The organism is Chromohalobacter sp., from assembly GCF_039830575.1.
Classification (GTDB): domain Bacteria; phylum Pseudomonadota; class Gammaproteobacteria; order Pseudomonadales; family Halomonadaceae; genus Chromohalobacter; species Chromohalobacter israelensis.
In genome coordinates this window covers 385,343-410,958 of sequence record NZ_JBDOOX010000003.1, presented here as the reverse complement: position 1 = coordinate 410,958, position 25,616 = coordinate 385,343, and the positions used below count along the sequence as shown (strand labels likewise).

Below are 25,616 nucleotides of genomic sequence, written 5' to 3'. Positions count from 1 at the left end.
CTGTACAATCACCATATCCCGCAGAAAGCGCTGCATCATCAATCGCCGATCACGGCGATGAAGGAATGGCAGGCCAAGCGGCCTGAGTTATTTACCAAACGGGTGGTTAATCACACGGGACCCGACAGCTACGAGCTAAAGCGGCGGAAGACCAAGTTCCCCACCCAGCTGCATTACCTATGGGCACGTGAACAGGTCAACAGCGACAAACCGCACTACCACCTGATGATCCTTCTCAACAAGAATGCCTACGATTGCCTTGGATCTTTCTCGCCAGATGGAGACGGGGCCTACTCGCGAAACAACCTCTACCACCGCATGATGCGCTCCTGGTTGAAGGCAATGGGCTTCGATCATGATGACCCACGTTTCCGTCAGCTGATCCATGTCTGCAAAGACCCAGTCACCAAAGAGCCCTGGTCCTGCGTCCTGCATCGGCATGACCGAATAGCCATGAATGAGGCGATGTACATGGCCAGCTATCTGTGCAAGGCCTACAGCAAGCCATTCGGCCAGAGGGCTCACGTCTTCGACGGCAGCCGCTTTCCAAAGCAGTCGTCTTTGATCACTGAGTGACATGGTATGGGTCCGTCTTGGGCGGACCCGTTCTGACTCTTCCAACAAGGTGCCTGATGATGTTTCCGACTTCGATGTTTCCTTCCCTCTCGATCCCTCACAACACGCGTGACAGCCAAGCAGGATCGTCATCCCACGATCCCTGGGGTGATCGTCGTCTCGCCCGGATGGAACGCAAGGAACCCACCCGTCGACTGCTACGTGACGTCATGGCCCTGCGCCGGATTCGTGGCATGAGCCAGACAGCGCTGGCGGCTGAGCTAGGGGTCAGCGTGCGGACCCTGCAGGAGTGGGAGCAGGGTCGACGTCTGCCCTCGGGGGTCGGCCATGCTCTGCTCAGACAGTGGGTAGAAACCAACCATAGCGATGGAGATTGAGACATTGCGATGGAATATAAGCCAGCATGCGCACCTCTGGATGCCCATATTCATGTTTTTTAAGTTTTAAAAGTCACAATGTCTAACCCAATACCAGCTTTCACGCTCTAAGTAGCCCATCGCTACTGCTGGCGAGAGGCATCGCATGAGGCACGCCAGCGCCCATAGGGGCCACGTTTCTCAAGAGGGACAAGCTGAATCCCGAACGTCGCAAGCAAACTCCTGCTCTGCTTGAACTTGGCCGCCAACCCTCGGGACGTGACAGGCCAGGCACCTGAAGGATCAGGCTCAGGGCGATACCCATCGAGCAGCACAAGCCAATCCTTGACCGTGGCCTCTATCCGTCCATCCTCCGACGCATCAATGAGACGTTTCACGGCCATCGCGACAGGATTCTCCTCCAGCTCATAATCGCGACGACTTTGCTGGTTGGCATCGAGTTGTTGCCAGAATTCGGCAGTATCCCGACCCAAAGCATCAGCCACCAGCACACCTATCCGGCATAGGTCTCGCAAACCGCCATAGCGGTCGAATTGACGATCATTTTCAACATGGCTCCAGAACTGGTTAACATGGCCAAATACTTGGAGGAGGCCATGAATGATGGTTCTCTCCGCCATGCTGCGATCCTTCACAGCATTTTGAGGGTTGCCCCCTCCTGCATCATCCAGCTCAATGCTCAAGGTAGCATCGGATAGCGGCGCATAGGTCACTATGCTCTCACTGCTATTCAGTAAGCACACGCAACGAACGGTGAGATCAACCCCAGAACGCTTCGCTTTGGTTCTCCACTCCACTGTTTTTCCCTGCATGATCGAAAGCAGGCCTCTCTGCTGATTTTTTGACAGCGTATCCACTTGATGAAAACTCAACAGGTAATGGCACTGCGCCCGAATATCAAGCTGTTTTATCGTATTGGGAAACTCGCTTTCGAGAAGGGTGCTAGCCGGATCTATGATGGTCTTTAGCATCTTCTGTGAGTCAATCAACTCAGAATTCGCCTCACCTAACAACTCGAGCAATACGGGCGAGCTATCTGAGCGCCAAGCCATGACCATCCAGGCGATTATCAGCAGGTCACTATCTTTCGGTAGCAAAGTGACATCGAACAATATAGATATCGATTGAGGGCGAATATTCCCAACATTATCGGGCAAGTCAACCGCCCAGCTTTCGCGAGGCATGACATGGGGAATCCCAGCCAAAACCTCATAGCTCGATAAACCCGGCGAGAAAACCAAGCAGCTTTCTCCAAGTACCAGCGCGCGTCGCCCGGTGTTAAATTCGACGCCCGCACGGCCGTAAACCGGCAACACAGATTGAGGGGTAGCACCATCAACGAAGTTGTTGATAGCAGACTTAATAACACCGTAGGAGACATCCTGATGACTGCCAGAGGATGCTCGCCAATACGCTCCCTTCACACGATCAAGGATCACTGGATCCATATACGGCAAGGTTTCGCCCGTCGCCTTATTGGTCAGCAGAGGGCTTCTCGTCTCATTATGAGTGAGAAAAAACTGCCCCTGGAGCATGGAAATAACATCTTCTACTTGCTTATCGCGGCGAGATTGCTTGGGCGCTTGGTTTGTACCAGGAAAGGCAAAACGAGCAGCAGCAGGCTCATTGCTTAACACAGGTTCCGATGGGCTGTAGGGCCAAGGTGCATTGAGTACGCTCTGAGTTTCGGGGTCGTGAAAGAGCGACTTCACAGTGACCGGTGGCTCATCATCGTGTGATGCATTGGGAAACGAAAAAGAGGGTCCTGTATCGGGCATAGGTGAAGTCTCTGCGGCATCATCAAGCTCATCAGAAGCCACCTTCCTAGCTTGCTCACGCCAATGCTCACTCAGGCCAAACCTCTGCCGCCGGTGCTTGGTACTGGCTCCCTCGTGTCCCACTGGATGAGACTCGTGGTTATCCTGACTATGATCCGTCATTCCCTACCTCGTGCCTTTTCGCCATCGAATATCTCGCAAAGCCTATCACACGGACCTCTGGCACCCGCTCTTCCCGATCCCCCTCGTTAGCGGTGATACCTCAAGCTTCTCAAGCTAGGCGACTACAAGGCCAAGACAGTAGAGGCGACTTATCGTCTCGATCACCACCCTCTGTCCCACGAAATGGCGCACAGCGGCCCAGGGCCGCTTTTATGCCGTGAGATACGGAAATCATTAGGTAGCGACATAAAACGCCGCACAAGGCGGCATGGCGCAATAACGTCGCCATCTCTATCCACAGCCCACTAACCAGCGAGGCCAAGCATGAAATTTTCACCCAACAGACGTATCAACTCCATCATGGACGCCCTGCTGGCCGCCAACAGCTGTCAAGGTCTTCGCTGCATCGCATGTCGGAGTTCTTAAAGACTGTGAGTTTCAAAAGATGGCTGCACGGAATGTCAGAAGCTGGCAGCACCACATCGACAAGCCCCTGCATGACCTACCAGTCATGCAGGGCAGCGATCAACGGGCACGACACCTTCCCTTGATGCACATGGCATTCATCGACCAGCCGGGCTAAGGCGACCTCGACGCGGGTCAGATCAGCCAGCCGGGCGCGCACGTCGTCAAGCCGCTGTGACGCCAGTTCCGCCGCCTCGCTGCAATGAGCACCATCCTCCAGAGTCAGTAGCTGCCCGATCTCGTCCAGGCTGAATCCCAGCCGCTGCGCCGCTTTCACGAATTTCACGCGCGCCACGTCGGCGCTGCCATAGCGCCGGATGCCGCCAGGAGGGCGCTCCGGCGTCGGCAACAACCCCCTGTGCTGATAGAAGCGGATCGTCTCCACATTGACCCCGGCCGCTTGGGCAAAGGTGCCGATGGTCAGATTTTCCGGTGCCTCATTCATCGAGCTTGACTCCGTAGTTGACTACGGAAGTAACGTTAGCGTATCGGCCAAGAATTCAGAAGGACAACCTCATGACGGAATCCAAGAACGGTCGTGGTGCCCTGGCAGCCGGCGGCCTCGCTGCGATCCTGGCCTCAACCTGCTGTCTCGGGCCGCTCATGCTGGTCGCGCTGGGCTTCTCGGGCGCTTGGATCGGCAACCTGACGGCCCTGGAACCCTATCGCCCGCTCTTCGTGGGAGTGGCACTGGTGGCATTGTTTTTCGCCTGGCGCCGAATCTACCGGCCTGCCACCGCTTGTAAGCCAGGCGAAACCTGCGCGATGCCACAGGTTCGCACGACGTATAAAGCCATCTTCTGGATCGTCGCTGCCTTGGTGCTGATCGCGCTGCTGTTTCCTTATCTCCTGCCCCTGTTCTATTAAGAGGAGAACGCCATGAAACGACTCGCTGCCTGTATTGCGCTTTCCGCGACGCTCGCCACGTCAGCTTGGGCCGCCCCGCAGACCGTGACGTTGTCGGTGCCGGGCATGACCTGTGCCGCCTGCCCTCTCACCGTCAAGGCCGCCCTCAACAAGGTAGACGGCGTCTCGCAAGTCGATGTGAGCTACCCGGATCGTGAGGCGGTGGTCACCTTCGACGATTCACGAACGTCCGTCGAAGCATTGACCGACGCCACCACCAACGCCGGCTACCCCTCAACCCCGGCACCCTCGGAAGCGGATCGGGAGTGACCATGAAGAACCCCAAGACCCTGCTGCGCGCAAGCGTGATTGGCACCGTCCTGGTGGCGCTGTGCTGCTTCACGCCCATCCTGGTGATCCTGCTTGGCACCGTTGGCCTGGCGGCACTGACCGGCTACCTGGACGTGGTACTGCTTCCTGCCCTGGCCTTCTTCCTCGGCCTGACCCTCTATGCGCTATGGCGCAAGAAGCAATACGACGCCTGTGGTGACAACACCTCTAAAGATTCAAGGAATTCCCCTCATGAGTGATGACATGAACCTGCACATCGTCGTGATCGGCAGCGGCGGCGCGGCCATGGCAGCCGCGCTGAAGGCGGCCGAGCGCGGCGCCCGCATCACCCTGATCGAACGTGGCACCCTCGGTGGCACCTGCGTGAACGTCGGCTGCGTGCCCTCGAAGATCCTGATCCGCGCCGCGCATGTCGCCCATCTGCGCCGGGAGAGCCCCTTCGACGGCGGTATCAGCGCCTGGGCGCCGGTGGTAGATCGGGCCAGGCTGCTTCAACAACAGCAGTCACGGGTTGAGGAACTGCGCGATGCCAAGTATGAAGGCATACTCCGCGACCACCCGGCCATCACGGTGCTCAGCGGTGAGGCCCGGTTCGTCGATGCCCATACCCTGAAGGTCAAGCTGACTGCGGGCGGCGAGCAGACCGTTCGCTTCGATCGCGCCTTTATCGGCAGCGGCGCTCGACCAGCAGAACCGCCGTTGCCGGGGCTGGCCGAGACGCCGTACCTGACCTCCACCAGCGCGCTGGCACTGGACAGCATCCCCGAGCGGCTGATCGTGATCGGCGCGGGGTTTGTCGCCCTGGAGCTGGTCCAGGCCTTCGCTCGGCTGGGCAGCCGGGTCACGGTGCTGGCCCGCAGCCGCCTGCTCTCCCAGGAAGACCCGGCGGTGGGTGAGGCCGTGGAGGCAGTCTTCTACCGCGAGGGCATCGAGGTGCTCAACCAGACCCAGGCCAACCGCGTGGACTACACCAATGGCGAGTTCGTGCTGGACACCAACGCCGGGACCCTTCATGCGGACCAACTGCTGGTGGCCACCGGACGGACACCCAATACCGAGGCTCTGAACCTGGCGAGCATCGGCGTGGAAACCGTGCGCGGGGCGATACTGGTGGATGAGCACTTGCAAACCACGGTACCAAGCCTCTATGCCGCCGGTGACTGCACCAACCAGCCGGAATTCGTCTATGTCGCCGCCGCCGGGGGCAGTCGGGCCGCCGTCAACATGACGGGAGGCGATGCCAGGCTGGACCTTAGTGCCATGCCGGGCGTGATGTTTACCGACCCCCAGGTGGGCACCGTCGGCCTGACGGAGGCCGAGGCACTCGAGCAAGGTTTCAGCGTGGAGTCCCGCGTGCTTGACCTGGAGAACGTGCCGCGTGCGCTGGTCAATTTCGACACCGAAGGATTCATCAAGATAGTGGCCGAACGCGAAACGGGGCGGTTGCTCGGCGTGCAGGCCGTGGCAGGAGAAGCCGGTGAATTGATCCAGACGGCGGTGATAGCGCTACGCGCCCGCATGACGGTGCAGGACATCGGTGACGAACTGTTCCCTTACCTGACCATGGTGGAAGGCCTCAAGCTCTGTGCGCAGACCTTCACCAAGGATGTGACGCAATTGTCCTGCTGTGCGGGGTAATAATTTCAATATTGCATGAAATCATTGTTTCATCTAAAGTTGAATTATGAACCAATATGATGATGATCTCGTGGCAGCCAAGCTAGCAGCTCTTGCTCACCCCGTCCGCCTGGCGGCCATTCGTCAGCTAGCGGCGGCAGGGCCTGCCGGCCTGGCGGCAGGCAAGCTCGCCGAGCGGCTGGGTACGGCGCCGAATGCACTGACCTTCCACTTGCAGAAACTCGCGGTCGCAGGCCTGGTTGCGTCGCGCCGCGAGGGCCAGTTCGTCTATTACCGCGCGGAGTTCGACGCCTTGCTGGCAATGACGGACCACCTGGTCGGCGCTTGCTGTCGTGAGTCAGACGCCAGCTGTGGCCCCCGCTGCCCCACCTCCGGCAGCCGGTAAAGTGCCGCCGGTTTCTCAAAGATCACTCATCAACGTCATCAAGAGGAGCGCAAGATGATCCAAACCACTCGCGCCAAACCTTCTTGGCTCAGGTCTATCGGCATCGGCATCGCGGTGTCGGCGCTGACCGCCATCGTGATGGTGGCATTGCTGAAAGCCGGGGTATCGCCTTTTCCAAAGCCGCCCTCCCTGGCCTTCGCCGAGACTCTGCTGGGGCGGTCTCTGCCGTTGCCAGTCGGCCTGCTTTTCCATACGGCCTACGTGACTTTCTGGTCGGTGGTGTTCGTGCGTTATTTCCCACGCAAGACCTTGCTGACTGCGCTGGGCCTGGCCGCCGTGCTTTGGGCGGTGATCCTGGTGGTGTTCTTTCCCGTGGTGGGCTGGGGTATCGCGGGTCTGGCGATCAGTCCCAAGCTGATCATAGCGTCCGCCGTGCCGCACCTGCTGTTTGGCCTACTGCTTTGGGGATTGGACCGCTACCTTGTCAAGCCGTCTCAAGCCTGAGACCGGAGCTTCACCATGCCAACGATCGATACCGCGACCCTCCGTGACTGGCAGGCCCGTGGCCTAACTTTCCTCTTGGTGGATAACCTGCCGGCCGATAGCTTCGCCAAGGGGCACTTGCCGGGTGCCATCAATATCGTCTCCGACGACATCCTGGACGAGGCACCCCGGCGCCTGCCCGACAAGCAGGCGACCATCGTCGTGTATTGCGCCAGTGAAGACTGCAAGCGAGCCGGCAAGGCCGCCGAACGACTGGCGCGCCTCGGCTATACCGAGGTCTACCACTATGTGGGCGGTAAACGGGCCTGGCTGGCCGAGGGATTACCACTGGAAGACTGACAAGGATCATGTCCCATGCGCGACTGGATGGAACGCCAGCAATCCTGGATATATCTACTCTTTATCCTGGCAGGCCTGGCCATCGGGCTTCGCCAGCCAGACGCGACTGCACGGCTCGAAGCCTTCCTCTGGCCGCTGCTTGGTGGGCTGCTCTATGCCACCTTCACCCAGGTGCCGCTAACGCGGATCGGCCAGGGATTCAAGGATTGGCGCTTCCTGGCAGCGCTGCTGCTCGGTAATTTCGTGGTGATTCCCATGGTCCTGGGTGGGCTGATGGCCATCTTACCCGTGTCGCCCGCCGTGCAGGCCGGCGTGCTACTGGTGCTGCTGGTCCCCTGCACCGACTGGTTCATCAGCTTCACCCACCTAGGCAAGGGCGATGCGAGCCGAGCCATTGCCGCCACGTCGGCGCTGTTGCTCGTGCAGTTGCTGGCTTTACCGGTCTATCTCTGGCTCTTCCTGGGTGCGGAATGGTTTCAGGCCGCGATCAGCACTCACCTCCTCAGCGCCTTCGCGGGATTGATTCTCACCCCCTTAGCCCTGGCCTGGGTGACTGAACGCTTGGCCGAGCGTCGTCTCACCGCCAGGCAACTGGTGCATGGCCTGGGCCTGCTGCCCGTACCGCTGCTGGCACTGGTGGTCTTTGTCATCGCGGCATCCCAGGTGACGACCATCACCGGCCTCACCGGCGTGCTGCTTCAGGTACTGCCGATCTTCGTCGCCTACCTGATCTTCGCCGCGCTGCTAGGCAGAACCCTCGGCAGCCTGTTCCGGCTACCAGTGCCCTCGGCCAGGACCCTGACCTTCAGCTTCGGCACCCGCAACTCCTTCGTGGTGCTGCCCATCGCCCTGACACTGCCCGAGGCCTGGCAAGCCGCCGTGGTGGTCATCGTCTTCCAGTCGCTGGTCGAGCTGTTCGGCATGGTGGTGTACCTGAGATGGGTGCCAAGCAAGTTGATCCCGGAGCCCTCTCACACATAGCCCTTGCAGCTCCCCATCCAATTTCCAGGAGTAAAATGTGATCGAACGTGGTGTTCGGCTGCCTCAAGGCGCAACGACGAACCTTGCACCGTACTCCTAGCCAAGCCCCCCTCGGCAACTCCCCTGAACCGTACCGATCCTCTACGGAAGATAGGGGCGATGGACGGTGACTACTCAGGCACCGCTGGCAAGCCTTTCGAGGTCGGCAACCACGGCCTCCATAGGATCGCTGTCGCGGATCAGCAGGCGCGCCTCTCCCTGATCATTGAAGGCGAAAACAGCGCTGGAGTGCGACACATCATAGTTGCCTTCGCTGTCCTCTTCGCCATACCCGTAGGTCACCCGATAGCGGCGTGTCAGTTCATCGAGGGCTGCTTTATCCCCCGTGAGGCCGATGAACTGGGGGCCGAAGGCATCCGTGTACTCTCGCAGCGTCTCGGCGTCATCGCGACGAGGGTCGACCGAGACGAAGAGCACCTGAATGTCGTCGCGCGCCGCCTCATCCATGCGTTGGGTGGCGGCGTCGAGGCGCGCGAGGGTGGTGGGACAGACATCGGGGCAGTGAGTGAAGCTGAAGAACAGCAGTGTGCTCTTGCCGAGGAACTGATCGGCGTTGACGTCTTTGCCGTTCTCGTCGACAAGCTCGAACGCCAGGGGAGGCATGAGCCCCGAGATATCCTTGGTCTGCCAAGGCGGCTCGCTGCAGCCCGCAAGCCATAGGGTCACGAATAGTGCCATGATCCATCGGTGCATCCTGCTCCCCCTACTGTGCTGTCGGCGCCACGGCGCGGAAGGTGACACGCTGTCGCTGCTCGCCGGCGAAATGAAGGTTCACCTCGATGTCGTCACTAACAACGAGGGGGCGAGTCCGTTTCATGAGCATGAGATGATAGCCCCCCGGTGCGAACTCGATCTGCTCCCCCGCTGCCAGTTCTAATTGGGCGACGGGTTGCATACTGGTGATGCCATCCTGATTGACAGTGCGATGCATGGTGACATTGCCGAAAGCGGGGCTATCCGCTCCTGTCAGGGTGACGCCCTTCTCACTGGTATTCGTGAGGGTGAAATAACCTGCCGCGGGCAGGTCCCCGGGCAGAAGCCGAAGACGCGCCTCGTTGACCTCCAGTTCGGCAGCAGCCACCGTGCCGGGCGTCGCGATCAGCAGCAGGAAGGCCCAGCACCAGCGTTTCGCCAGGCGCGGCAGACTAGCGTGTGGCGTGAGAGACATCAGCGGCATCCTCCTTGCGGGCGTCACGGAACAGAAAGCTGAGAATGATCAGAACCCCAATGGCACTCATCATCGAGGCGGGAATCCAGGTCAGCAGGCCGCCGAGGAGTTGGTCAGTCAGAGGATCCAGCGGCCAGGCGCGACCGCAGACCTCGTAGACATCGAAGATCACGTCGCGACTGAAGGTGATATAGGCGCCCAGGAGAATTTGCGGGGGGATCACCGCCAACAGGATGGCGACACGCTTGCCATAGCCGAGACCGCCTTGTTGCGGCGAGCGGCGATCCAGGATCAGCCACCAGAACAGCAACCCATCCAGCGCCATGCTCCAGTTCATCACCTGATAGAGATCAGCGCTGAGCATGGCGTCGAAGTGGATCTCGGGAATCAGCCAGAAATAGATCAGCCCGACGAACAGTAGGGGGGCGATCAGTGGATGCTGCAGAGTCCGATAAACAGGACGCAGCAGGCGCGCGGCCAGGCTCCACCCGGGGAAGGGTCTGATTCGAGTCGGCAAGCCGTCTGCCAGTACCGGCAAGGGGGCGGCCAGGGCGATCAGGAAGGGGCCGGCGTGATGCAGCACCAGGTGCTGGGCCCGATGGGTAAAGAACATGTACTGGGCGAGGTAGTCGTAATGAGTCTGGGTGACGCCATAGATGGTGGCGACACCCAGCAGGTAGGCCAGGATTCGGCCCGCGCCGGTGGCCTCGCCGCGCCGTCGGCGCTGCCGCAGGCCTCGCAGGTAGAGCACGATGGCCAGCAGGCAGCTCGCCGACCAGGTCAGTGAGAACTCCCACGGCAGCAGGTAGCCCAGAGCGACGTCGAGCTCGATAGCCCTTCCCTCCCCAGAATCGGCACGCCAATGGTGAGCTTAGGAGCCCGCCGCACCATGCGGCAAGGTGGGCCTACAAACGCAGGCAAAGCCAGAGCCCGCACCTCGGTGCCTGGTAGGCGAGGAAGGCCGAGCCCCAACGCACCGCCAGTGGCCATGCAGAGGGCGATAGACCTTGGATAAGCCACGACCGAGTCAGCTCACGAGACTGACAAGACTCGCCATGTCGTCGTCATGGCCTACGCAGCGCGATTTCTGCGTAGATACCCTTGTAGCCAGTGTCGTGCTTTCTATCCGGTTCCGGCGCCGGCTTGGGGTTCAGGGACACCATGCGACCGCTGGGGTCATCCAATAGGCCGCGAAGCTGTCCATCATCGAAGCTCAAGCCCTCGACACCGCGTTGGTTGAGGCGTGTGACGGTGTCTTCCAACGCGGACATGCTGTGCCCTTCTTCTTCCAGCGGCGGGAATGCCTGAACCAGCGGCTGCTCTTCCTCCCAGCCGATCTTGATGGGCTGGTTGACGATTTGAACCTGGGTGTTCGGTGGCACGCGGTCGAAAATCGACTCGATATCCCCAGGGAACATGCGAATACAGCCACGGCTGGCACGCATGCCGATACCATCCGGCTGGTTGGTGCCATGAATCAAGTAGCCGTCGAACCCCAGGATAATGGCATGATCCCCCAGTGGATTGTCTGGACCCGGAGGCACCACGCTGGGCGCCTTCTCACCGCGTGCCCTGGCTTCACGCTGGACTGACTCGGGTGGGTACCAGGCAGGGTTCTCGATATTCATGGTAGTTTCGGTGACACCGAGGGGGGTACCGAAGCCTTCACGACCGATCCCGATGGGATAGGTCTCAACGCGTGGCGTTTCACCATCGTCAACCTCCGGATAGTAGTAGAGGCGCAGCTCGGCGATGTTGATGACGATCCCGGTGCGCTCAGCATCGGGCAGGATGAAGCGCCCGGGTATGGTCACCTCGGTACCCTCGCCGGGAATCCAGAGACTCACATCCGGATTGGCGCGCACGATCTCCCTGTACCCCAGGTTGTGTCGCCTGGCGATATCGAGCAGGGTATCTCCTCGATCATCCACCGTTATGCGGTAGGTGTCGCCGATCACATTGCCTTCCTCAGGCAGCGGATAGTGGCCGCGGGGCCACTCGTTCTCCTCTTCGGCCTGAGCAACGCTAATGAGTGCCAGCCAACCGACCAGCACCCCCACCACTGAGCGTGCTCGGAGCTGCCACCATGGACCTTTCCTCGCTGTACCAGAGTGAGGTTCCGATAAAGCCATTATTCTCTCCCTTTTCGACTGGACTATTATCATCCAGACCGACGTGTGTTGAGTTTCCATCCAAGCAGCACCAGTAAGGCGGCCAACACCCAGGTCGGCCAGCTACCGGTACGTGTGAACGGTGTGTTCCCCACCATGGGCAGCGCCTCGCCGCGGAGGCTCGTCGCCAGGAACTGTGGTGCGCGGGCCGTGACACGGCCCTGAGTATCGACGATGGCGGTCACCCCGTTGCTGGTGGCGCGGATCAGATAGCGGCCGTTCTCCAGGGCGCGCAGGCGGGCCATCTGCAGATGCTGCAGGGGGCCGATGGAGCGTCCGAACCAGGTGTCGTTGGAGACCGTCAGCAGCAGCTCGGCGTCGCGCGCCTGCTCGGCCACCCGGTCGGCATAGATGATCTCGTAGCAGATGGCGTTACCGATGGTGGTTCCGGCGGCGCGCAGCGGTTCCTGATCGTCGGTGCCAGGCGTCATGGTGGGCATGGGCAGGTCGAAGAAGGCGATGGTGCCGGCGAGCAGGCTCTCCAGCGGCAAGTACTCGCCGAAGGGCACCAGGCGCGCCTTACGGTACTTTCCCTCGGCGTTACCCAGGCCGATCACGCCGTTGTAGTAGTCGCCGCCGTCGCGCTGCAGGATGCCGGTGAGCAGGGCGGTGTCGGGGGCGAGGTTGGACTGCACCCGCTCCAGTATTGGCCGGGCCTCCTCCTCGAGCATCGGCAGGGCCGTCTCGGGCCAGACAACCAGGTCGAGGTCGTTGGACTGTGCAAGGGTCAACGCCGTATAGATACTGGCCGCCTCGCGCTGCCCCTCGGGAGTCCACTTGATCGCCTGATCCAGGTTGCCCTGCAGCAGGGCAACCCGCAGCGGCTCGCCGGCCGGGAAGGTCCACTGGGTCGGCAAGGCCATCGGGGCTAGCCAGAGAACAGCGATGGGCGCCGCGGCCCACCAGCGTCGTCTCAGCAGTTCCACGCCCAGGGTGCCGGTCAGGGCGGTGATCAGCGACAGCAGATAGACCCCGCCCACCGGGGCCCAGGCCGCCAGCGGCGAGTCTACCTGGGACGTGCCCAGCAGCAGCCAGGGAAACCCGGTAAACAGCCAGGTGCGCAGCCACTCGCTGAGTACCCAGATGCCGGCGAAGCTGAGGAAGGCCAGGCGTGGGCCCGTGACGCGGCGATAGAGCCAGAAGGGGACGGCGAAGAACAGCGCCAGGCTGGCCACGAACAGGCCGGTGAGGAAGAGCGCCAGGGGCGCCCCCGTATAGCCGTAGTCGTGGATCGCGACGAAGACCCAAGAGGCACCGGAGCCGAACAGGCCCACACCATAGCACCAGCCACGGAGACCGGCCTGAGCAGGTGTCAGGACATGGATGCCGGAATAGACCAGTGCCACCGCCACCGGGCCCAGCCACCACAGCGCAAAGGGCGCGGCGCTGAGAGTGGTCAGTCCCCCGGCGGTCAGGGCCAGCAAACAACCGAGGGCCGGAGAGATCCGGCCGGCAAGCGTCATGTACCGGACTGGCAGGTTCTCTGCATCCATGCCGTTACTCAGACACTCTGGTGGAGGGACGCTCACGTAAGGCCGCAATCGCAAAGGCGATGACACCCAGGAACAGGGCGATATCCGCCAGGTTGAAGGCGGGCCAGTGCCACTCATGCCAGTAGAAGTCCAGGTAGTCTACGACATACCCTCGTACCAGGCGGTCGATGCCATTGCCCAGCGCGCCACCCAGCATCAAGCTGTACCCCAGCGCCTCCAGACGAGGTCTAGGCCTGCACAGCAGGATCGTCAGGACAATAGTCACCATCCCCGTCAGGCCCAAGAAGAGATAGCGCTGCCAGCCGCCTGCATCGGCGAGGAAGCTGAAGGCCGCTCCCGTGTTCCACCAGTGGCCCCAATTGAAGAACGGGGCTAGCGGGATGGTCTGGCCATACGGCATCAGCGCCTGCACCAGCCCCTTGATGGCCTGGTCGGCCAGGCCGACCATAACGGCCAATGCCAACCAGTACCAGCGGCGTGGCACTGTCGGTATCCGCTCTGTCCTCATGACGTGGCTTCCTGGTAGCGCGGGCTTGCCGAGCCAGTCGTGGCATTATTGCCTGGCGAGAAGCGATAGCCCAGCAGCCGCATGGCGTTCAGGGTCACCAGCACGGTGGCGCCGGTATCCGCCATCACCGCGATCCACATGCCGGTGATGCCCAGCGCCGTGGTCACCAGGAAAATGGCCTTCAGGCCCAGCGCCAGGGCGACGTTCGTCTTGACGTTGCGCAGCGTGGCCCGGGACAGGGCGATCAGCTCGGCGATGCCGCCGACGCGGTTCTTGAGCAGCGCCGCATCCGCAGTTTCCAGTGCCACATCCGTGCCGCCGCCCATGGCGATGCCCACCTCTGCCGCGGCCAGCGCCGGCGCATCGTTGATACCGTCGCCCACCTTGCCGACTGGGCCTCGGCCGGCGGCCTGCCAGTCACGAACGCGCTGGGCCTTGTCCTCGGGCATCAGCTCGCCATGTGCCTCGATGCCCAGGCTGTCACCGATGGCCGCGGCGGTACGCGCATTGTCACCGCTGAGCATCACCGCCTGCACGCCCAGGCGCGACAGCGCCGTCAGCCCCTCCCGGGCATCGTCGCGAGGTTCATCGCGCACGGCGATCAGGCCCAGCGGGCGCTCGCCTTCGACCAGCACGGCGAGAGTCTTGCCGGCGTGTTCCAGCTCGGCGATCCGAGCGCTCAGATCGTGATCGAGGGCGGCCTGCTCTGCCAGGTGGCGGGGGGTGATCAGGCTCAACTCACGCCCCTCGACCCGACCGGAGACCCCTCGGCCCGACAGGGCGCGGCTCTCACTCGCCAGTGGAAGGGAAAGGCCCAACTGCTCAGCGTGGGCGAGGATGGCCGTGGCGATGGGGTGGCTGGAGTCACGTTCCATCCCAGCCGCCAGCCTCAGGATCTCTTGCGTGCCCTGGCCAGTGGCCCAGTCCTCCACGTCGGTGACCTTGGGGGTGCCGGCGGTGAGGGTGCCGGTCTTGTCCAGCGCCACCGTCCGCAGCTTACCCAGCTGTTCGAGCACCGCGCCGCCCTTGATCAGCAGGCCCCGCCGGGCGCCCGCCGAGAGGCCGGCAGCGATCGCCGCGGGGGTTGAGATCACCAGAGCACAGGGACAGGCGATCAACAGCAGGGCCAGGGCGCGATAGATCGATTCCGACCAGGCCATGGTCGAGACCAGCGGCGGCACCACCGCCATCAGCAGGGCGAGCCCCACCACCGCCGGCATGTAGTAGCGAGCGAAGCGGTCGATGAAACGTGCCACCGGCGCCTTGGCGGCCTGGGCCTCCTCCACCAGGCGGATGACCCGTGCGATGGTGTTGTCCTCGGCGCCGCGGGTTACCTCCACCTCCAGGGCGGCATCGAGGTTGACCGTGCCGGCAAAGACGTCGTCCCCCGGCGCCCGCGTACGGGGCACCGACTCCCCGTTGATCGGTGACTCATCCAGGTCGGATTCGCCGGTCAGAATACGTCCATCGCAGGGCACGCGGTCGCCCGGTCGCACCAGGACTCGCTGCCCAGGCGTGAGCGAGGCGGCCGAAACCTCACGGGTATCCCCATCCTCCATCAGCCTCGCCGTGGACGGCGTCAGGTCCGCCAGGGCCGAGATGCTGCGTCGCGCCCTCGACGCGGCCACCCCCTCCAGCAACTCGCCTACGGCGAACAGGAAGACCACCACCGCCGCTTCGGCGGCGGCATTGATGGCCAGGGCCCCCAAGGCGGCGATGCTCATCAGCATCTCGATGGTGAAGGGGTTGCGCATCTTCAGCGCACCCCAGGCGCCTTGTGCAATGGGCACCAACCCCACCAGGGTGGCCGCGACGAAGGGCCAGTTGCCTAGGCTAGGCCAGACCAGGCGGAGAACGAAGGCCAGAGCCAGCAGCCCCCCCGTGACGAGCACCAGGCGTCCCTTGGCGGTCTGCCACCAAGAGGCCGGAGCGGCATCCGCCTCATCTCCCTCATCATCGGTGGCAAGCTGGTAGCCGAGCTCGTTAAGGATCCGCTCGATCGCCTCATGAGAAGGCGTCGTATCCTGTTGAGGGTGAATCCTCACCGATCCGGTGACCGAACTGGCCGACACCTCCCCGATGCCCTCCAGGCGGCCCAGAGCGGCCTCTACCTTGCGCTCGCAGCCGCCGCAGTCCATGCCTTCCACCTGCAGTGTCAGCGTCGACGGGATGGTGCCTTGCGTTGGTTCGGTCATGGCGCTGCCTCTCCGAATGTCTTAATCTTGTCCGGAAGCATAATCCCTGTAGCAACTACAGGTTCAAGTCATGCGAGAGGAGCATCAGGATGCCGGAGATTAGCCCTACCATCGGTATCGGCGAGCTGGCACGGCGCGCCGGCTGCAAGCCTGAAACGGTGCGCTATTATGAGCGCATCGGGCTGGTGGGCGATGCATCGCGTACCGAGGGTGGGCAGAGGCGCTACGGCGAAGAAGCCGTCAGGCGGCTGACCTTCATTCGCCATGCCCGAGACTTCGGCTTCTCGGTGGATGCGGTGCGTGAGCTACTGGCGATGTCAGACCAGCCCGACATGCCCTGTCAGGAGGTCGATGCCGTTGCCAAGCATCACCTGGAGGAAGTGGAGTCGCGGCTGCAGCGGCTCTCGGCACTGCGTGACGAACTCAGGCGGATGGTGAGCCAGTGTGCCGGCGGCAAGGTCGAGAGCTGTCGCATCATCGAGGTGCTGAGTGATCACCAGTTGTGTATCAGTGAGGCAGCCCACAAAGGCGCTCACGATTTGGGATAACCTCCTGTGCGTCCCAGCGTGCCCTAGTTGAGACATTCAGGAACAGCATGATCACCAACTTCATAGAGAAGCCCAGGGTCGCCTTGTTCTGGTGACCGCTGCGGTGGGCCTGGGGAATGATCTCGTGGCTAATGACATACATCATCGCGCCGGCGGCGAGGCTGCCTAAAACCCCCAGCGTGACTGGCGAGACACCTTCCATAACCCCTGCCCGTGTGAAGTGAGTGCCGCTGAGGCTGTAGCGTCACGCGACGCTAGGTACATTGTGCCCACCGAGGCGTGTTTCACAGCAAGTCCACCTAAAGGCTTGTCAGTTCTCCAATGCGGCCAGATCGGAAGCAGCGGACGTTCCGATGGCTTTTTGCAGACGTGTCCGAGCCTCGAACAGTGCGCTGCGATACTCCTGGCGTGTGGGTGACTCACTCAGAATGAGGCGCTGCCCTTCCTCGAGGGGATCCACGGGGCGGTCATCCACCCTCACTTCGTAGTGCAGGTTGGGCCCCGTGGCGAGTCCGGAGGCCCCTACCTCACCCAGTTTGTCGCCGGCCTTGATAGAGTCCCCGACCGCCAGGCTGGCGGCGAATCGGTTGAGATGCGTATAGCGACTGATGGTGTCCGTATCATGTTTTACCTCGACAACACGTCCATAACCTCCCCGGCGACCGATGAAGGAGACGCGCCCCGGCGCCGTCGCCATGACCGGGGTGCCGCGAGGCGCGGCAAGATCGATACCGTCATGACGTCGGACCCCGCCGTACACGGGATGGCGCCGGTTGCCGAAGGGGGATGTCAGGCGTGCGCCGAAAATCGGGAACTGCAAGGTGTCTTGGAGGCTACCGTCCTTAAAGAGCATCACGCTGGCTCTCTGGTCCGCCGGCCATACCATCTCCAGCCGCTCCGCCTGGTCAGCCAACCCCATATAGGTCAGACGGGGAGGCCCGACTCGAGTGCCATCCTCACGGCGATCTTCTTCCCACAGTAACTGCAGACGCTCGCCACCCGAGATATCCCGGCGTGTGTCCATGAGTCCGCCCAGCAGCATGTCAAGCTCTGCTGCGAAACGCCTGGGTATCTCCTCAGCCTCCAAGGCGGCATAGAGTGACGTCTTGACATCTACTTCACGACCCAGGGTCAGGGTGTCGAGGCGAGGCTGGACAATGCGCGTCGACGGACGCTCACCCAGCGTGACCACGTACTGAATACCCGAGTCACGCTCGATGGCCACCGACACCGGCTGTCCCGTCGCCAGAGAGGTGAAAGTGATACGATCTCCGGGCCGCAATCGTCTTGGGTCGAACCTGTTCGCCAGCGAGGTCGCCGCTTGGGCGCGCAGCTCGGCATCCACACCAAGCTGCTGCAGCAGTGCGTCCAGGGTATCCCCTGGTGCCACGGTGAGCTCTTGGGCGACGCGACCCACCTTCGCGATAGCTTGTGCCCTGGCCGGTGCCGGCTTGGCCAGTGATAATCCGGCACGCTCTTGCCAACGGGCTTCGGCCAACACGGGGCTAAGGACCATCAGTCCCACTAGCAACCAGCGTCGTGTCATGATGCATCCTCTTCGCCGGAGACCTCGGCTACCTCACGGTTAACGGCGTCGACCAGCTCCTGCATGCCGAAGGGGTCCAACAGCTCGCCATTGACGAAGAAGGTCGGCGTCTTGCTGATCTGGTTGGCCTCGACGTCAGCCTTGTCCTGGTCGAAGACCGCCTGTACCTCTGGTGAATTGAGCTGCTCTTCGGCTACGGTTCTGTCCAGTCCGGCCTCGCTGGCGATCTCCATGATCGCTTCCTCATCGACACTGCCATGAGCCGCCCACTGGCTCTGCCGAGCCAGCAACGCCTCCAGCACCGGCTGGAATACGTCCTGGCGCCTGGCGACTTCCAGCACGCGAATGGCGGTTTCGGATACGTCTCCGTGGAAGGGCGTGTAGCGCACCACCAACCGCACCTTCTCGGGGTAGGCTTCCAGGATGCGCTTGGTCAGCGGATAGAAGGCACGGCAGGCCTCACAGGCCGGGTCGAAGAACTCCACGACCGTCACCGGTGCCTCTTCCGATCCTAGGACCGGCGAGTGTGCGCGCACCAGCGAATTCTCGGCCTGTGCACCCTCTCGGCTCGCCGTCTCGGCGCCCATGCCCAACAACGAGGGCCTCGACACGATCACGATGATGGCCGTCAGCATCAACGCTCCGGCCAGGATAAACGTCGCTTTTTTGTACATTTTTTCTCTCAATTTCAAAGAGTTAGGTTTAAAAAAGCTCAGGATGCTGCTGAGTGGAGCTCAGCCGCTGTTGGGTGCCTAAGTCGGCGAATAGTGGCGTGTTATCCATGCCCATAAAGGTTGGCATCCTGATGTGCATGATCAATATGCTCGAATTCCAAGCTGGAGTGGCCAATGCCAAAGCGCGCTTTCAGCTGAGCTTTGATATCCGCCTTGATCGCCTCGAGCTGCTGCCAGCCGGCTTCCGTCGTCACCACGTGGCAGTCAAGCGCGGCGTTATTCTCCTGCATTTGCCATAGGTGAACATGATGCACATCCTCAACCCCTTCGACGCTGCGCAGGAGATCAATGACGGATTGACCATCGACATCGGGTGGCGAGCCCAGCATCAGTGTCCGGATAGGGGTACCTATCTCCGTAAAGGCAAGATAGAGAATATAGAGTGCAATACCGATCGTAATCGCGGGGTCTACCCAGCGCATGTCATACAGCAGAATCAGTGAGCCCCCGATGATCACGGCGATGGACGCAAAGGCATCAGACAGGTTGTGCAGGAAGAGGGCGCGGATATTGACGCTATGTTTTTGCATCGACCAGGTGAGCAAGGCCGTTAGCGCATCGACAAGAAGAGCGACAATGCCAATGATAACGACTATCCAGCCCTGAATCTCTGGCGGGTCGATCATGCGCATGAAGCCTTCGTAAATTAGATAAATGCCAACGATAATGAGGGTGGTGTAGTTGATCAGCGCTGCGACAACCTCGATTCGGCCATAGCCAAACGTCATCTGTGAGTCGGGCGGTCGTCTCGCGATCTTGCGGGCAGCAAACGCAATGACAAGCGCAGCCATGTCGGAAAAATTATGCAGCGCATCCGCGATCAGCGAGAGGCTTCCCGCCAGAATGCCCCCAACGATCTGGGCAAGGGTCAATATCCCGTTGGCCCAGATGGCGATACTCACCCGACGGTCACCAGAGGTGGGGGCAAGATGGGGATGATCGTGATGATGTCCCATGCGTCATCCTTGTGGTGTCACCTGATGACCCAGCAGTATAAAACCTATAGCAACTCAAGCTTCAAGCCCGAACTCTGTTGAAGGCCGAGCCGGGGTTAGGAGTACGGAACTTTGCATAGTGGGCGCTGTACCAAGTTGGCTACCATGTTCCATGCCCCCGGAAGGAGCCCATTGTGATACCCAAGCCTTACTCGCACGCCTGGCTGATGAGCTTAGCTTTACTGCTGATGGTGGCAACGCCAGCCCTCGCCGAGCCACAGCTGCCGGACTTCACGGAACTGGTCGACGAGGCCGCGCCGGCCGTGGTCAACATCTCCACCTCCCGCAAGGTCGAGAAGTCCATGACGTCCTCACGGCAATTTGGGGGGCAGGAGGTGCCGGAGATCTTCCGTGACTTCTTCGACGACCGCTTCCCGATGCCACCTGGCGGTGCGCCCAATCGCAATGAAGAGCCGCGTCGGTCACTGGGGTCGGGCTTCATCTTCGATGAAGACGGCTACATCATGACCAACGCGCACGTGGTCAAGGAGGCCGACAAGATTCTGGTGCGCCTCAACGACCGTCGCGAACTCTCGGCCGAGCTGGTGGGGGCCGACGAGAAGACCGATGTGGCGGTCCTCAAGGTCGAGGCGGATAACCTACCCACCCTGCAACTGGGCAACTCCGACAACCTCCAGGTCGGCCAGTGGGTCGCCGCCATAGGCTCACCCTTCGGCTTCGACCACTCGGTGACGTCCGGGATCATCAGTGCCATCAACCGCACCCTGCCCCAAGACGTCTACGTTCCCTTCATCCAGACCGATGTGGCGATCAACCCGGGCAACTCGGGCGGACCACTGTTTAACCTCGACGGTGAGGTCGTGGGCATTAATTCCCAGATCCTGACCCGTAGTGGAGGCTACATGGGCCTCTCCTTCGCCATTCCCATTGATGTGGCACTGGATGTGGCCAACCAGCTCCGTGAAGAGGGGTACGTGAGCCGCGGCTGGCTGGGCGTCAGCATCCAGCCGGTATCCAAGGACCTGGCGGAGTCCTTCGGCATGGAGCAGGCCGAGGGTGCCTTGATTGCCCAGGTCGAGCCCGGCAGCCCTGGGACAGAAGGCGGCCTCAAGGCCGGTGATGTCATCCTTGAGGTGAACGGCCAGGAAGTGGACCACTCCACCACGCTGCCGCGCCTGATCGGTGAGACGGCCCCCGGCGAAGACGTTGATCTCTCCGTGTTGCGCGATGGTCAGCAGGAGACCATCACGGTGGAAGTTGGCGAGTGGCCGGATGCCGGCCCCGGTCAATCCGATGGCGACCCGGTTCGACTGGGCATCGCGGTTCAGCCGTTGAACGACATGGAGAAGCGTCGGCTTGGCATCGATCACGGGGTGCGCATCGTCAAGGTGGCCCCCGCCGGACATGCCGCTGCCGCCGGCATTCGCCCCGGCGATGTGCTGGTCAGACTGGGCCAGCAGCCGGTAGAGAGTCCGGAACAGCTGAAGGAGATGCTGACCCGCCTGCCAGATGATCAAGCGGTGCCTGTTCTGCTCAACCGCGAAGGCCGCACCTACTTCGTGGCCCTGCGAGTGGGCAATGGTGACTAACCGCGACTGAGTAGCGTTCAATACATCAGCACAGCGGCGCCCTGGCGAACAGGATCGCTGGGGCGTTTCTTCAGACTCTCGTACATTCTAATGCACGGCTGGGGAGGGTATCCGGATTTAATGGTTGATGCGTCAACCTACTGTTGGTGCATGCTTCCCTCGCTAATTCCAGCAAGAACCCCACACGCCTCAACTTCCCGGCCATCGTTGCAACTCGCTCTCAGTGAAACGAGTTGTTTCTCAAGCGCCTGTAGAGCGGTTATCTGCGAGCGCACGTGAGAGATGTGATCATCGAGCAAAGCGTTCACGGCGGCACAAGGTTGGTGAGGGTCGTCCTGATACCTCTGTAGCTCGTGAATCTCTGCTAGCGACAGGTCCAGGATTCTGCAGCGACAAATGAAAGCCAGCCGCTCACCATGTTCCTCGGTATAGACACGGTAACCGTTCTCCTGCCGATCAGGCGACGGTAACAGGCCCTGTCGTTCATAGAAGCGGATCGTCTGTGTATCGACCCCTACCAACTCTGCCAACTGACCAATACGCACCAAGCTCCTCCTCAACGGATTCTCTCCGCTCTGTTGACCTTATAGTGACTATATGGTTTTAAATGATAGCCCGATAATATTCAAGTGGAGTCGTATCATGAGCAAAACCTGTGGAGCCCCCTGTGGCGGCGATGCGACGCCCATAGCGGATACCGATATGCGTCGCTCCTCCGAAGCATCGGGGAAATGGGTCAGCGTTTATGCCGTGCCGAAGATGGACTGTCCATCGGAAGAGCGAATGATTCGCCTGGCCCTGAACGGCTTTGAGGAGATTCGGGTGCTGTCCTTCGACTTGTCGAACCGCCGATTAGAGGTCGTGCATGACGGCGAGGTCGAGCCCATCACCGCAAAACTGACAACCTTGGGGCTAGGAGCCTCGCTTCAGGAAACGGCCGCTGCCGATCCTGAGTCGATCAAGGCGGTCGGTGACACGTCGGCCTCTGCCGCGCAGGAGTCCGGCACCCTGCGTTGGTTGCTCGGTATCAATGCGGTCCTGTTCGTGGTGGAAATGACGGCCGGCCTGATCGCGCACTCCACCGGCCTGATTGGAGAATCCCTGGACAATTTTGCCGATGCGGCCGTGTACGGGCTCGCCCTGTATGCGGTTGGGCATAGCGTAAAAATGCAGGTGCGTGCCGCGCATCTTGCAGGTGTGCTCCAACTGATTCTGGCGGTTGGCGTACTCGCAGAGGTGGTCAGGCGCTTTGTATTCGGTAGCGAGCCTGAATCGCTGATGATGATGGCGATTGCATTCGTCGCATTGATTGCCAATACCAGTTGTCTGCTGCTGATATCCAAACATCGAGAGGGCGGGGCGCACATGAAGGCAAGTTGGATATTCTCGGCCAACGACGTGGTGATCAATCTGGGGGTCATCACCGCCGGCGCCTTGGTCGCGTGGACCGGAACCAATTATCCGGATCTGATTATCGGCACCATCGCGGGGGTCATTGTGCTTAACGGTGCCAGGCGCATTCTGGCGCTCAAGGGTTAAATAATGTCCATTAGTAGCTATTCAGTGGCCTGCTGAGCCAGTTCACCTAGCAAAATCACTTCAAGCACGGCGCCAGTGATGCGGAGACACTCTGGAGCCTGGTGGCCTCCCTCGCCACGGGCAATGGCGCACGTCCGATCTGGACGCCTTACGTCAGGATCCGGTCACGGCGAAGCTGCTGGGCATCGAGACCGTGCCGGCGGGACGCCGCCTCGGCAAATACCTGGTACGCATGGGGACGGCCCACCTCGACGCGCTCCAGAGCATCGCTCGCTACTGGGCAAGGCACTTGGCGCCGCCGATCCTGGACTATCAGGTCAAGACCCTGAGCTATGTGCCAGTGTTCGTGGATGGCACCGCCATCGAAGTGGATGGCCAGTTGTTCGGGGAATCGCCTCATTACACGAGGGCTTGATCAGCGGGGAACAGCAGCCCCCCAGAAATTGAAACCGGCAAACCTCGGGACCTTCGAAAGATAGCCCGTCTCCATCCGCTGGATACCGAAGCCTGCGTGCCCGATAAGCTCGGGTATGTCGCGGTTGAGATGGCAGCCCCCCGCCACTCTGCGCCACAGGGGATTGATACGGCGCTGCCACTGGCGTACGGCTTCGTCGGGCGCCGTGCCGTGTTCGCAGAACAGCAGTTGGCCACCCGGCTTGAGCACGCGACGCATCTGCTCCAACGCCCGGTGCCAGTCCGGAATCGTGCACAGGGTGTAGGTGAGCACCACGGTATCGACACTGTTGTCGTCGAGAGGGACCTCCTCGCCCGGCAGGTCCAGCCAGCGCACCTCGAACTGTGCGCTGGCGACGTTGTGGCGGGCCTTGCGTCGCATGCCTTCGGAAGGCTCGAGCCCCCAGACCAGCTCGACCCGGTCCGGATCGTAGTGGGGAATATTGAGCCCGGACCCCATACCCACCTCCAGAACACGGCCCCGTGCCTGCGGCACCACGGCCGCCCGCTGTCGCTCGACCACCGTGTTGCCGCATGCCAAGTGGAGGAGGTGTGGCAAAACGTGATTCTCGTAGAAGGACATCAGGAACCGCCTTCAGTGTGGTTGTCGCATGACCGATATACGGCCGGGCTACCCCAGTGTCGCCAGCGAGGGAAACAAGTCGACCATAATGCTGGAAAGACGCGTCATGGTGCCCGAGACAATAGCGATGCCCATCAGGATCACGATCGTGCCGGCGACCGGGCGAGCATAGGCGCTCCACCTACCCAGACGTTGCCGATGCAGGGCGAATCGATTGATCAGCAGGGTGCTGGCGAGAAAGGGCAGCGCCAGGCCCGCCGAGTAGGCGCTGAGATAGAGCATGCCGGCCTGAGCACTGGCGGCACTGGAGGTGGCCATCAGGATGGCGCCCAGGATGGGGCCGATGCAGGGCGTCCAGCCGATGGCGAAGGAGACCCCGAATACCGTCGCCGACAGGGGGGAGCCACCCTGGACATTCGGTGTGAACTGCAGAGTGCGCTGGAAAAACGACAACCGGAACACACCGGTCATGAACAGGCCCAGCACGATCACCGCCGAGCCGGCGACCCAGTTGAATTCCTGGCGATACCCCCGCATCAGCTGGCCGATACCACTGGCGCCGAGTCCCAACAGGATGAACACGATGCTGAAGCCGAAGACGAAGAAGGCACTGAGGATCAATGCCTCCAGCCGCCTGTCGGCCTTGTCGGCACTACCGCCCGTGACCACCGACAGGTAGGCCGGTAGCAGCGGGAGCGTGCAGGGCGAGAAGAAGGAGACCAACCCGCCGGCGAAGGCACCGATCAGACCGATAGAAGAGAGAGATTCCAAGGCGTTACGCTTCCTGGGGGTAAGGTGCTAGGCGCGAGGCAGCCTGGGGCCAGCCGCCGGCTTCGCATTTGGTTCGGCGGATGATTCTAAAGGTTACATCTACTGCAAGGTCAACCATGGATAAATGCCTTTCGATATAACGCAAAGGGATATACTCCTTTCCTCGAAAGCCCTTGACCTTAAAGTTGACTTCAAGGTTATCGTGTGTAGTGCATCATCCGACACTTGCCATAGATAAGGATAGCGAGATGACCCTACAGCTAGGGGAGATAGCTCCCGATTTCACGGTCGAATCCACCGAAGGCACGCTTGGCTTTCATCAGTGGCTGGGCAAGGACTGGGCCGTACTGTTCTCGCACCCCGCCGATTATACGCCAGTCTGTACCACGGAACTGGGCGCGTTTGCCAGGCGTAAGGACGAGTTCGCCGCGCGTGGCGTCAAGTTGGTGGGGGTATCGGTCGACCCCCTCGCTTCTCACCACGACTGGGCGAGGGATATCGAGCAGACCCAAGGTGCGGCCCTGAACTATCCCCTACTGGCGGACGCGGACCAGGTGGTGGCTCAGTTGTATGGAATGATCCATCCGAAAGCCGACCCCAAGGTGACGGTGCGTACCGTCTTCATTATCGATTCCGACAAGAAAATCCGCCTGACCTTGACCTACCCGCCCAGCACCGGGCGCAACGTCGACGAGATCCTGCGGGTCATCGACTCGCTTCAGCTAACCGACAAGCACAAGGTGGCCACGCCCGTCGACTGGCAAAACGGTGACGATGTCATCATCTTGCCATCGCTCACGGATGACGACGCCAGACAACACTTCCCCGACGGCTGGGATGCCAAGACGCCCTATCTGCGGGTCGTGCGTCAACCGGACTAATCGAAGTCACGGCTCGTGA

30 protein-coding genes and 1 pseudogene are annotated in these 25,616 nt (G+C 61.3%); 15 read left to right on the top strand and 16 right to left on the bottom strand.

What is annotated here, in order from left to right:
- Together ABGX75_RS02940 and ABGX75_RS02935 are read left to right on the top strand one after the other, a co-directional pair.
- Positions 1–576 (top strand): inovirus-type Gp2 protein (locus ABGX75_RS02940; RefSeq protein ID WP_347410790.1); only part of this gene is annotated, 576 nt, incomplete at its 5' end.
- Positions 577–632: 56 nt separating this feature from the next.
- Positions 633–953 carry a helix-turn-helix domain-containing protein gene (locus ABGX75_RS02935; RefSeq protein ID WP_240724931.1) on the top strand — a complete coding sequence of 107 codons (321 nt, stop codon included), beginning with the start codon at positions 633–635 and terminating at the stop codon, positions 951–953.
- Positions 954–1,075: 122 nt separating this feature from the next.
- Here ABGX75_RS02935 and ABGX75_RS02930 read toward each other — a convergent pair whose 3' ends face one another.
- A complete protein-coding gene (locus tag ABGX75_RS02930) occupies positions 1,076–2,893 on the bottom strand; it encodes a hypothetical protein (protein ID WP_224113372.1) in 1,818 nt (605 codons plus the stop codon).
- A 502-nt stretch (positions 2,894–3,395) separates the two neighbouring features.
- Positions 3,396–3,803 (bottom strand): Hg(II)-responsive transcriptional regulator, encoded by a 408-nt coding sequence (gene merR, locus ABGX75_RS02925; protein WP_035414217.1) that lies wholly within the window; start codon positions 3,801–3,803, stop codon positions 3,396–3,398.
- Between the two features lie 71 nt (positions 3,804–3,874).
- Here merR and merT point away from each other — a divergent pair, with 71 nt between their 5' ends.
- From merT to ABGX75_RS02885, 8 genes are all read left to right on the top strand, one after another.
- Positions 3,875–4,225: a mercuric ion transporter MerT gene (gene merT, locus ABGX75_RS02920; RefSeq protein WP_035414216.1), complete on the top strand. Its 351-nt coding sequence runs from the start codon at positions 3,875–3,877 to the stop codon at positions 4,223–4,225.
- A 12-nt stretch (positions 4,226–4,237) separates the two neighbouring features.
- Positions 4,238–4,534, top strand: a complete 297-nt coding sequence (merP, locus tag ABGX75_RS02915) for a mercury resistance system periplasmic binding protein MerP (protein WP_035414214.1) — start codon at positions 4,238–4,240, stop codon at positions 4,532–4,534.
- A gap of 2 nt (positions 4,535–4,536) precedes the next feature.
- Positions 4,537–4,794, top strand: a complete 258-nt coding sequence (merF, locus tag ABGX75_RS02910) for a mercury resistance system transport protein MerF (RefSeq protein ID WP_035414213.1) — start codon at positions 4,537–4,539, stop codon at positions 4,792–4,794.
- Positions 4,787–6,193, top strand: coding sequence for a mercury(II) reductase (gene merA, locus ABGX75_RS02905; protein ID WP_136255741.1), 1,407 nt, complete (start codon positions 4,787–4,789; stop codon positions 6,191–6,193). The genes merF and merA overlap by 8 nt, the downstream gene beginning before the upstream one ends.
- A gap of 70 nt (positions 6,194–6,263) precedes the next feature.
- Positions 6,264–6,578: a metalloregulator ArsR/SmtB family transcription factor gene (locus ABGX75_RS02900; protein ID WP_201771152.1), complete on the top strand. Its 315-nt coding sequence runs from the start codon at positions 6,264–6,266 to the stop codon at positions 6,576–6,578.
- Between the two features lie 54 nt (positions 6,579–6,632).
- On the top strand, positions 6,633–7,082 hold the full coding sequence (locus ABGX75_RS02895) for a hypothetical protein (RefSeq protein ID WP_035414209.1): 450 nt from the start codon (positions 6,633–6,635) through the stop codon (positions 7,080–7,082).
- 15 nt (positions 7,083–7,097) lie between these two features.
- On the top strand, positions 7,098–7,421 hold the full coding sequence (locus ABGX75_RS02890; protein ID WP_035414207.1) for a rhodanese-like domain-containing protein: 324 nt from the start codon (positions 7,098–7,100) through the stop codon (positions 7,419–7,421).
- Positions 7,422–7,436: 15 nt separating this feature from the next.
- Positions 7,437–8,402, top strand: coding sequence for an arsenic resistance protein (locus tag ABGX75_RS02885; RefSeq protein WP_035414205.1), 966 nt, complete (start codon positions 7,437–7,439; stop codon positions 8,400–8,402).
- A gap of 174 nt (positions 8,403–8,576) precedes the next feature.
- On the opposite strand, the gene ABGX75_RS02880 is transcribed toward ABGX75_RS02885, so the two are convergent.
- From ABGX75_RS02880 to ABGX75_RS02850, 7 genes are all read right to left on the bottom strand, one after another.
- Positions 8,577–9,140 carry an SCO family protein gene (locus tag ABGX75_RS02880; protein WP_224113373.1) on the bottom strand — a complete coding sequence of 188 codons (564 nt, stop codon included), beginning with the start codon at positions 9,138–9,140 and terminating at the stop codon, positions 8,577–8,579.
- A 25-nt stretch (positions 9,141–9,165) separates the two neighbouring features.
- Positions 9,166–9,630, bottom strand: a complete 465-nt coding sequence (locus ABGX75_RS02875) for a copper chaperone PCu(A)C (RefSeq protein WP_035414203.1) — start codon at positions 9,628–9,630, stop codon at positions 9,166–9,168.
- On the bottom strand, positions 9,608–10,381 hold the full coding sequence (locus ABGX75_RS02870; RefSeq protein WP_224113374.1) for a cytochrome c oxidase assembly protein: 774 nt from the start codon (positions 10,379–10,381) through the stop codon (positions 9,608–9,610). The genes ABGX75_RS02875 and ABGX75_RS02870 overlap by 23 nt, the downstream gene beginning before the upstream one ends.
- Positions 10,382–10,694: 313 nt before the next feature.
- Positions 10,695–11,762: a L,D-transpeptidase family protein gene (locus ABGX75_RS02865; protein WP_052046738.1), complete on the bottom strand. Its 1,068-nt coding sequence runs from the start codon at positions 11,760–11,762 to the stop codon at positions 10,695–10,697.
- A gap of 29 nt (positions 11,763–11,791) precedes the next feature.
- Positions 11,792–13,294 carry an apolipoprotein N-acyltransferase gene (gene lnt, locus ABGX75_RS02860; protein WP_035414198.1) on the bottom strand — a complete coding sequence of 501 codons (1,503 nt, stop codon included), beginning with the start codon at positions 13,292–13,294 and terminating at the stop codon, positions 11,792–11,794.
- Between the two features lie 4 nt (positions 13,295–13,298).
- Complete coding sequence (gene lspA, locus ABGX75_RS02855; protein ID WP_035414197.1) at positions 13,299–13,802, bottom strand: signal peptidase II; 504 nt, start codon at positions 13,800–13,802, stop codon at positions 13,299–13,301.
- Positions 13,799–15,997: a heavy metal translocating P-type ATPase gene (locus tag ABGX75_RS02850; RefSeq protein WP_035414195.1), complete on the bottom strand. Its 2,199-nt coding sequence runs from the start codon at positions 15,995–15,997 to the stop codon at positions 13,799–13,801. Before ABGX75_RS02850 ends, lspA begins: the two co-directional genes overlap by 4 nt.
- A gap of 89 nt (positions 15,998–16,086) precedes the next feature.
- Between ABGX75_RS02850 and ABGX75_RS02845 the strand changes: the two genes are divergently transcribed.
- Positions 16,087–16,545 carry a helix-turn-helix domain-containing protein gene (locus tag ABGX75_RS02845; RefSeq protein ID WP_035414193.1) on the top strand — a complete coding sequence of 153 codons (459 nt, stop codon included), beginning with the start codon at positions 16,087–16,089 and terminating at the stop codon, positions 16,543–16,545.
- Between the two features lie 31 nt (positions 16,546–16,576).
- Here ABGX75_RS02845 and ABGX75_RS02840 read toward each other — a convergent pair.
- The 4 genes and pseudogenes from ABGX75_RS02840 to ABGX75_RS02825 form a co-directional block, all read right to left on the bottom strand.
- Positions 16,577–16,708, bottom strand: a pseudogene (locus ABGX75_RS02840) (ZIP family metal transporter); the annotation flags it as partial.
- Between the two features lie 147 nt (positions 16,709–16,855).
- Positions 16,856–18,091, bottom strand: a complete 1,236-nt coding sequence (locus ABGX75_RS02835) for a M23 family metallopeptidase (protein ID WP_052046737.1) — start codon at positions 18,089–18,091, stop codon at positions 16,856–16,858.
- Positions 18,088–18,765 (bottom strand): thioredoxin domain-containing protein, encoded by a 678-nt coding sequence (locus tag ABGX75_RS02830; protein WP_035414192.1) that lies wholly within the window; start codon positions 18,763–18,765, stop codon positions 18,088–18,090. Before ABGX75_RS02830 ends, ABGX75_RS02835 begins: the two co-directional genes overlap by 4 nt.
- Positions 18,766–18,866: 101 nt before the next feature.
- Entirely contained in the window at positions 18,867–19,781 is a 915-nt protein-coding gene (locus ABGX75_RS02825) for a cation diffusion facilitator family transporter (RefSeq protein ID WP_035414190.1), read from the bottom strand.
- Positions 19,782–19,987: 206 nt separating this feature from the next.
- On the opposite strand from ABGX75_RS02825, the gene ABGX75_RS02820 reads away from it, so the two are divergent.
- Positions 19,988–21,370, top strand: a complete 1,383-nt coding sequence (locus ABGX75_RS02820; RefSeq protein ID WP_052046750.1) for a DegQ family serine endoprotease — start codon at positions 19,988–19,990, stop codon at positions 21,368–21,370.
- Positions 21,371–21,507: 137 nt separating this feature from the next.
- Here ABGX75_RS02820 and cadR read toward each other — a convergent pair whose 3' ends face one another.
- Positions 21,508–21,915, bottom strand: coding sequence for a Cd(II)/Pb(II)-responsive transcriptional regulator (cadR, locus tag ABGX75_RS02815; protein ID WP_035414187.1), 408 nt, complete (start codon positions 21,913–21,915; stop codon positions 21,508–21,510).
- 97 nt (positions 21,916–22,012) lie between these two features.
- Between cadR and ABGX75_RS02810 the strand changes: the two genes are divergently transcribed.
- Together ABGX75_RS02810 and ABGX75_RS02805 are read left to right on the top strand one after the other, a co-directional pair.
- Entirely contained in the window at positions 22,013–22,909 is an 897-nt protein-coding gene (locus tag ABGX75_RS02810; protein ID WP_035414185.1) for a cation transporter, read from the top strand.
- A gap of 193 nt (positions 22,910–23,102) precedes the next feature.
- Entirely contained in the window at positions 23,103–23,324 is a 222-nt protein-coding gene (locus ABGX75_RS02805) for a hypothetical protein (RefSeq protein WP_035414183.1), read from the top strand.
- Here ABGX75_RS02805 and ABGX75_RS02800 read toward each other — a convergent pair whose 3' ends face one another.
- A complete protein-coding gene (locus ABGX75_RS02800; protein ID WP_224113376.1) occupies positions 23,325–23,921 on the bottom strand; it encodes a class I SAM-dependent methyltransferase in 597 nt (198 codons plus the stop codon).
- Positions 23,922–23,993: 72 nt separating this feature from the next.
- Positions 23,994–24,716, bottom strand: coding sequence for a cytochrome c biogenesis CcdA family protein (locus tag ABGX75_RS02795; protein WP_224113377.1), 723 nt, complete (start codon positions 24,714–24,716; stop codon positions 23,994–23,996).
- A gap of 248 nt (positions 24,717–24,964) precedes the next feature.
- Between ABGX75_RS02795 and ABGX75_RS02790 the strand changes: the two genes are divergently transcribed.
- Positions 24,965–25,597, top strand: a complete 633-nt coding sequence (locus tag ABGX75_RS02790) for a peroxiredoxin (RefSeq protein ID WP_035414178.1) — start codon at positions 24,965–24,967, stop codon at positions 25,595–25,597.
- Positions 25,598–25,616: the final 19 nt, after the last annotated feature.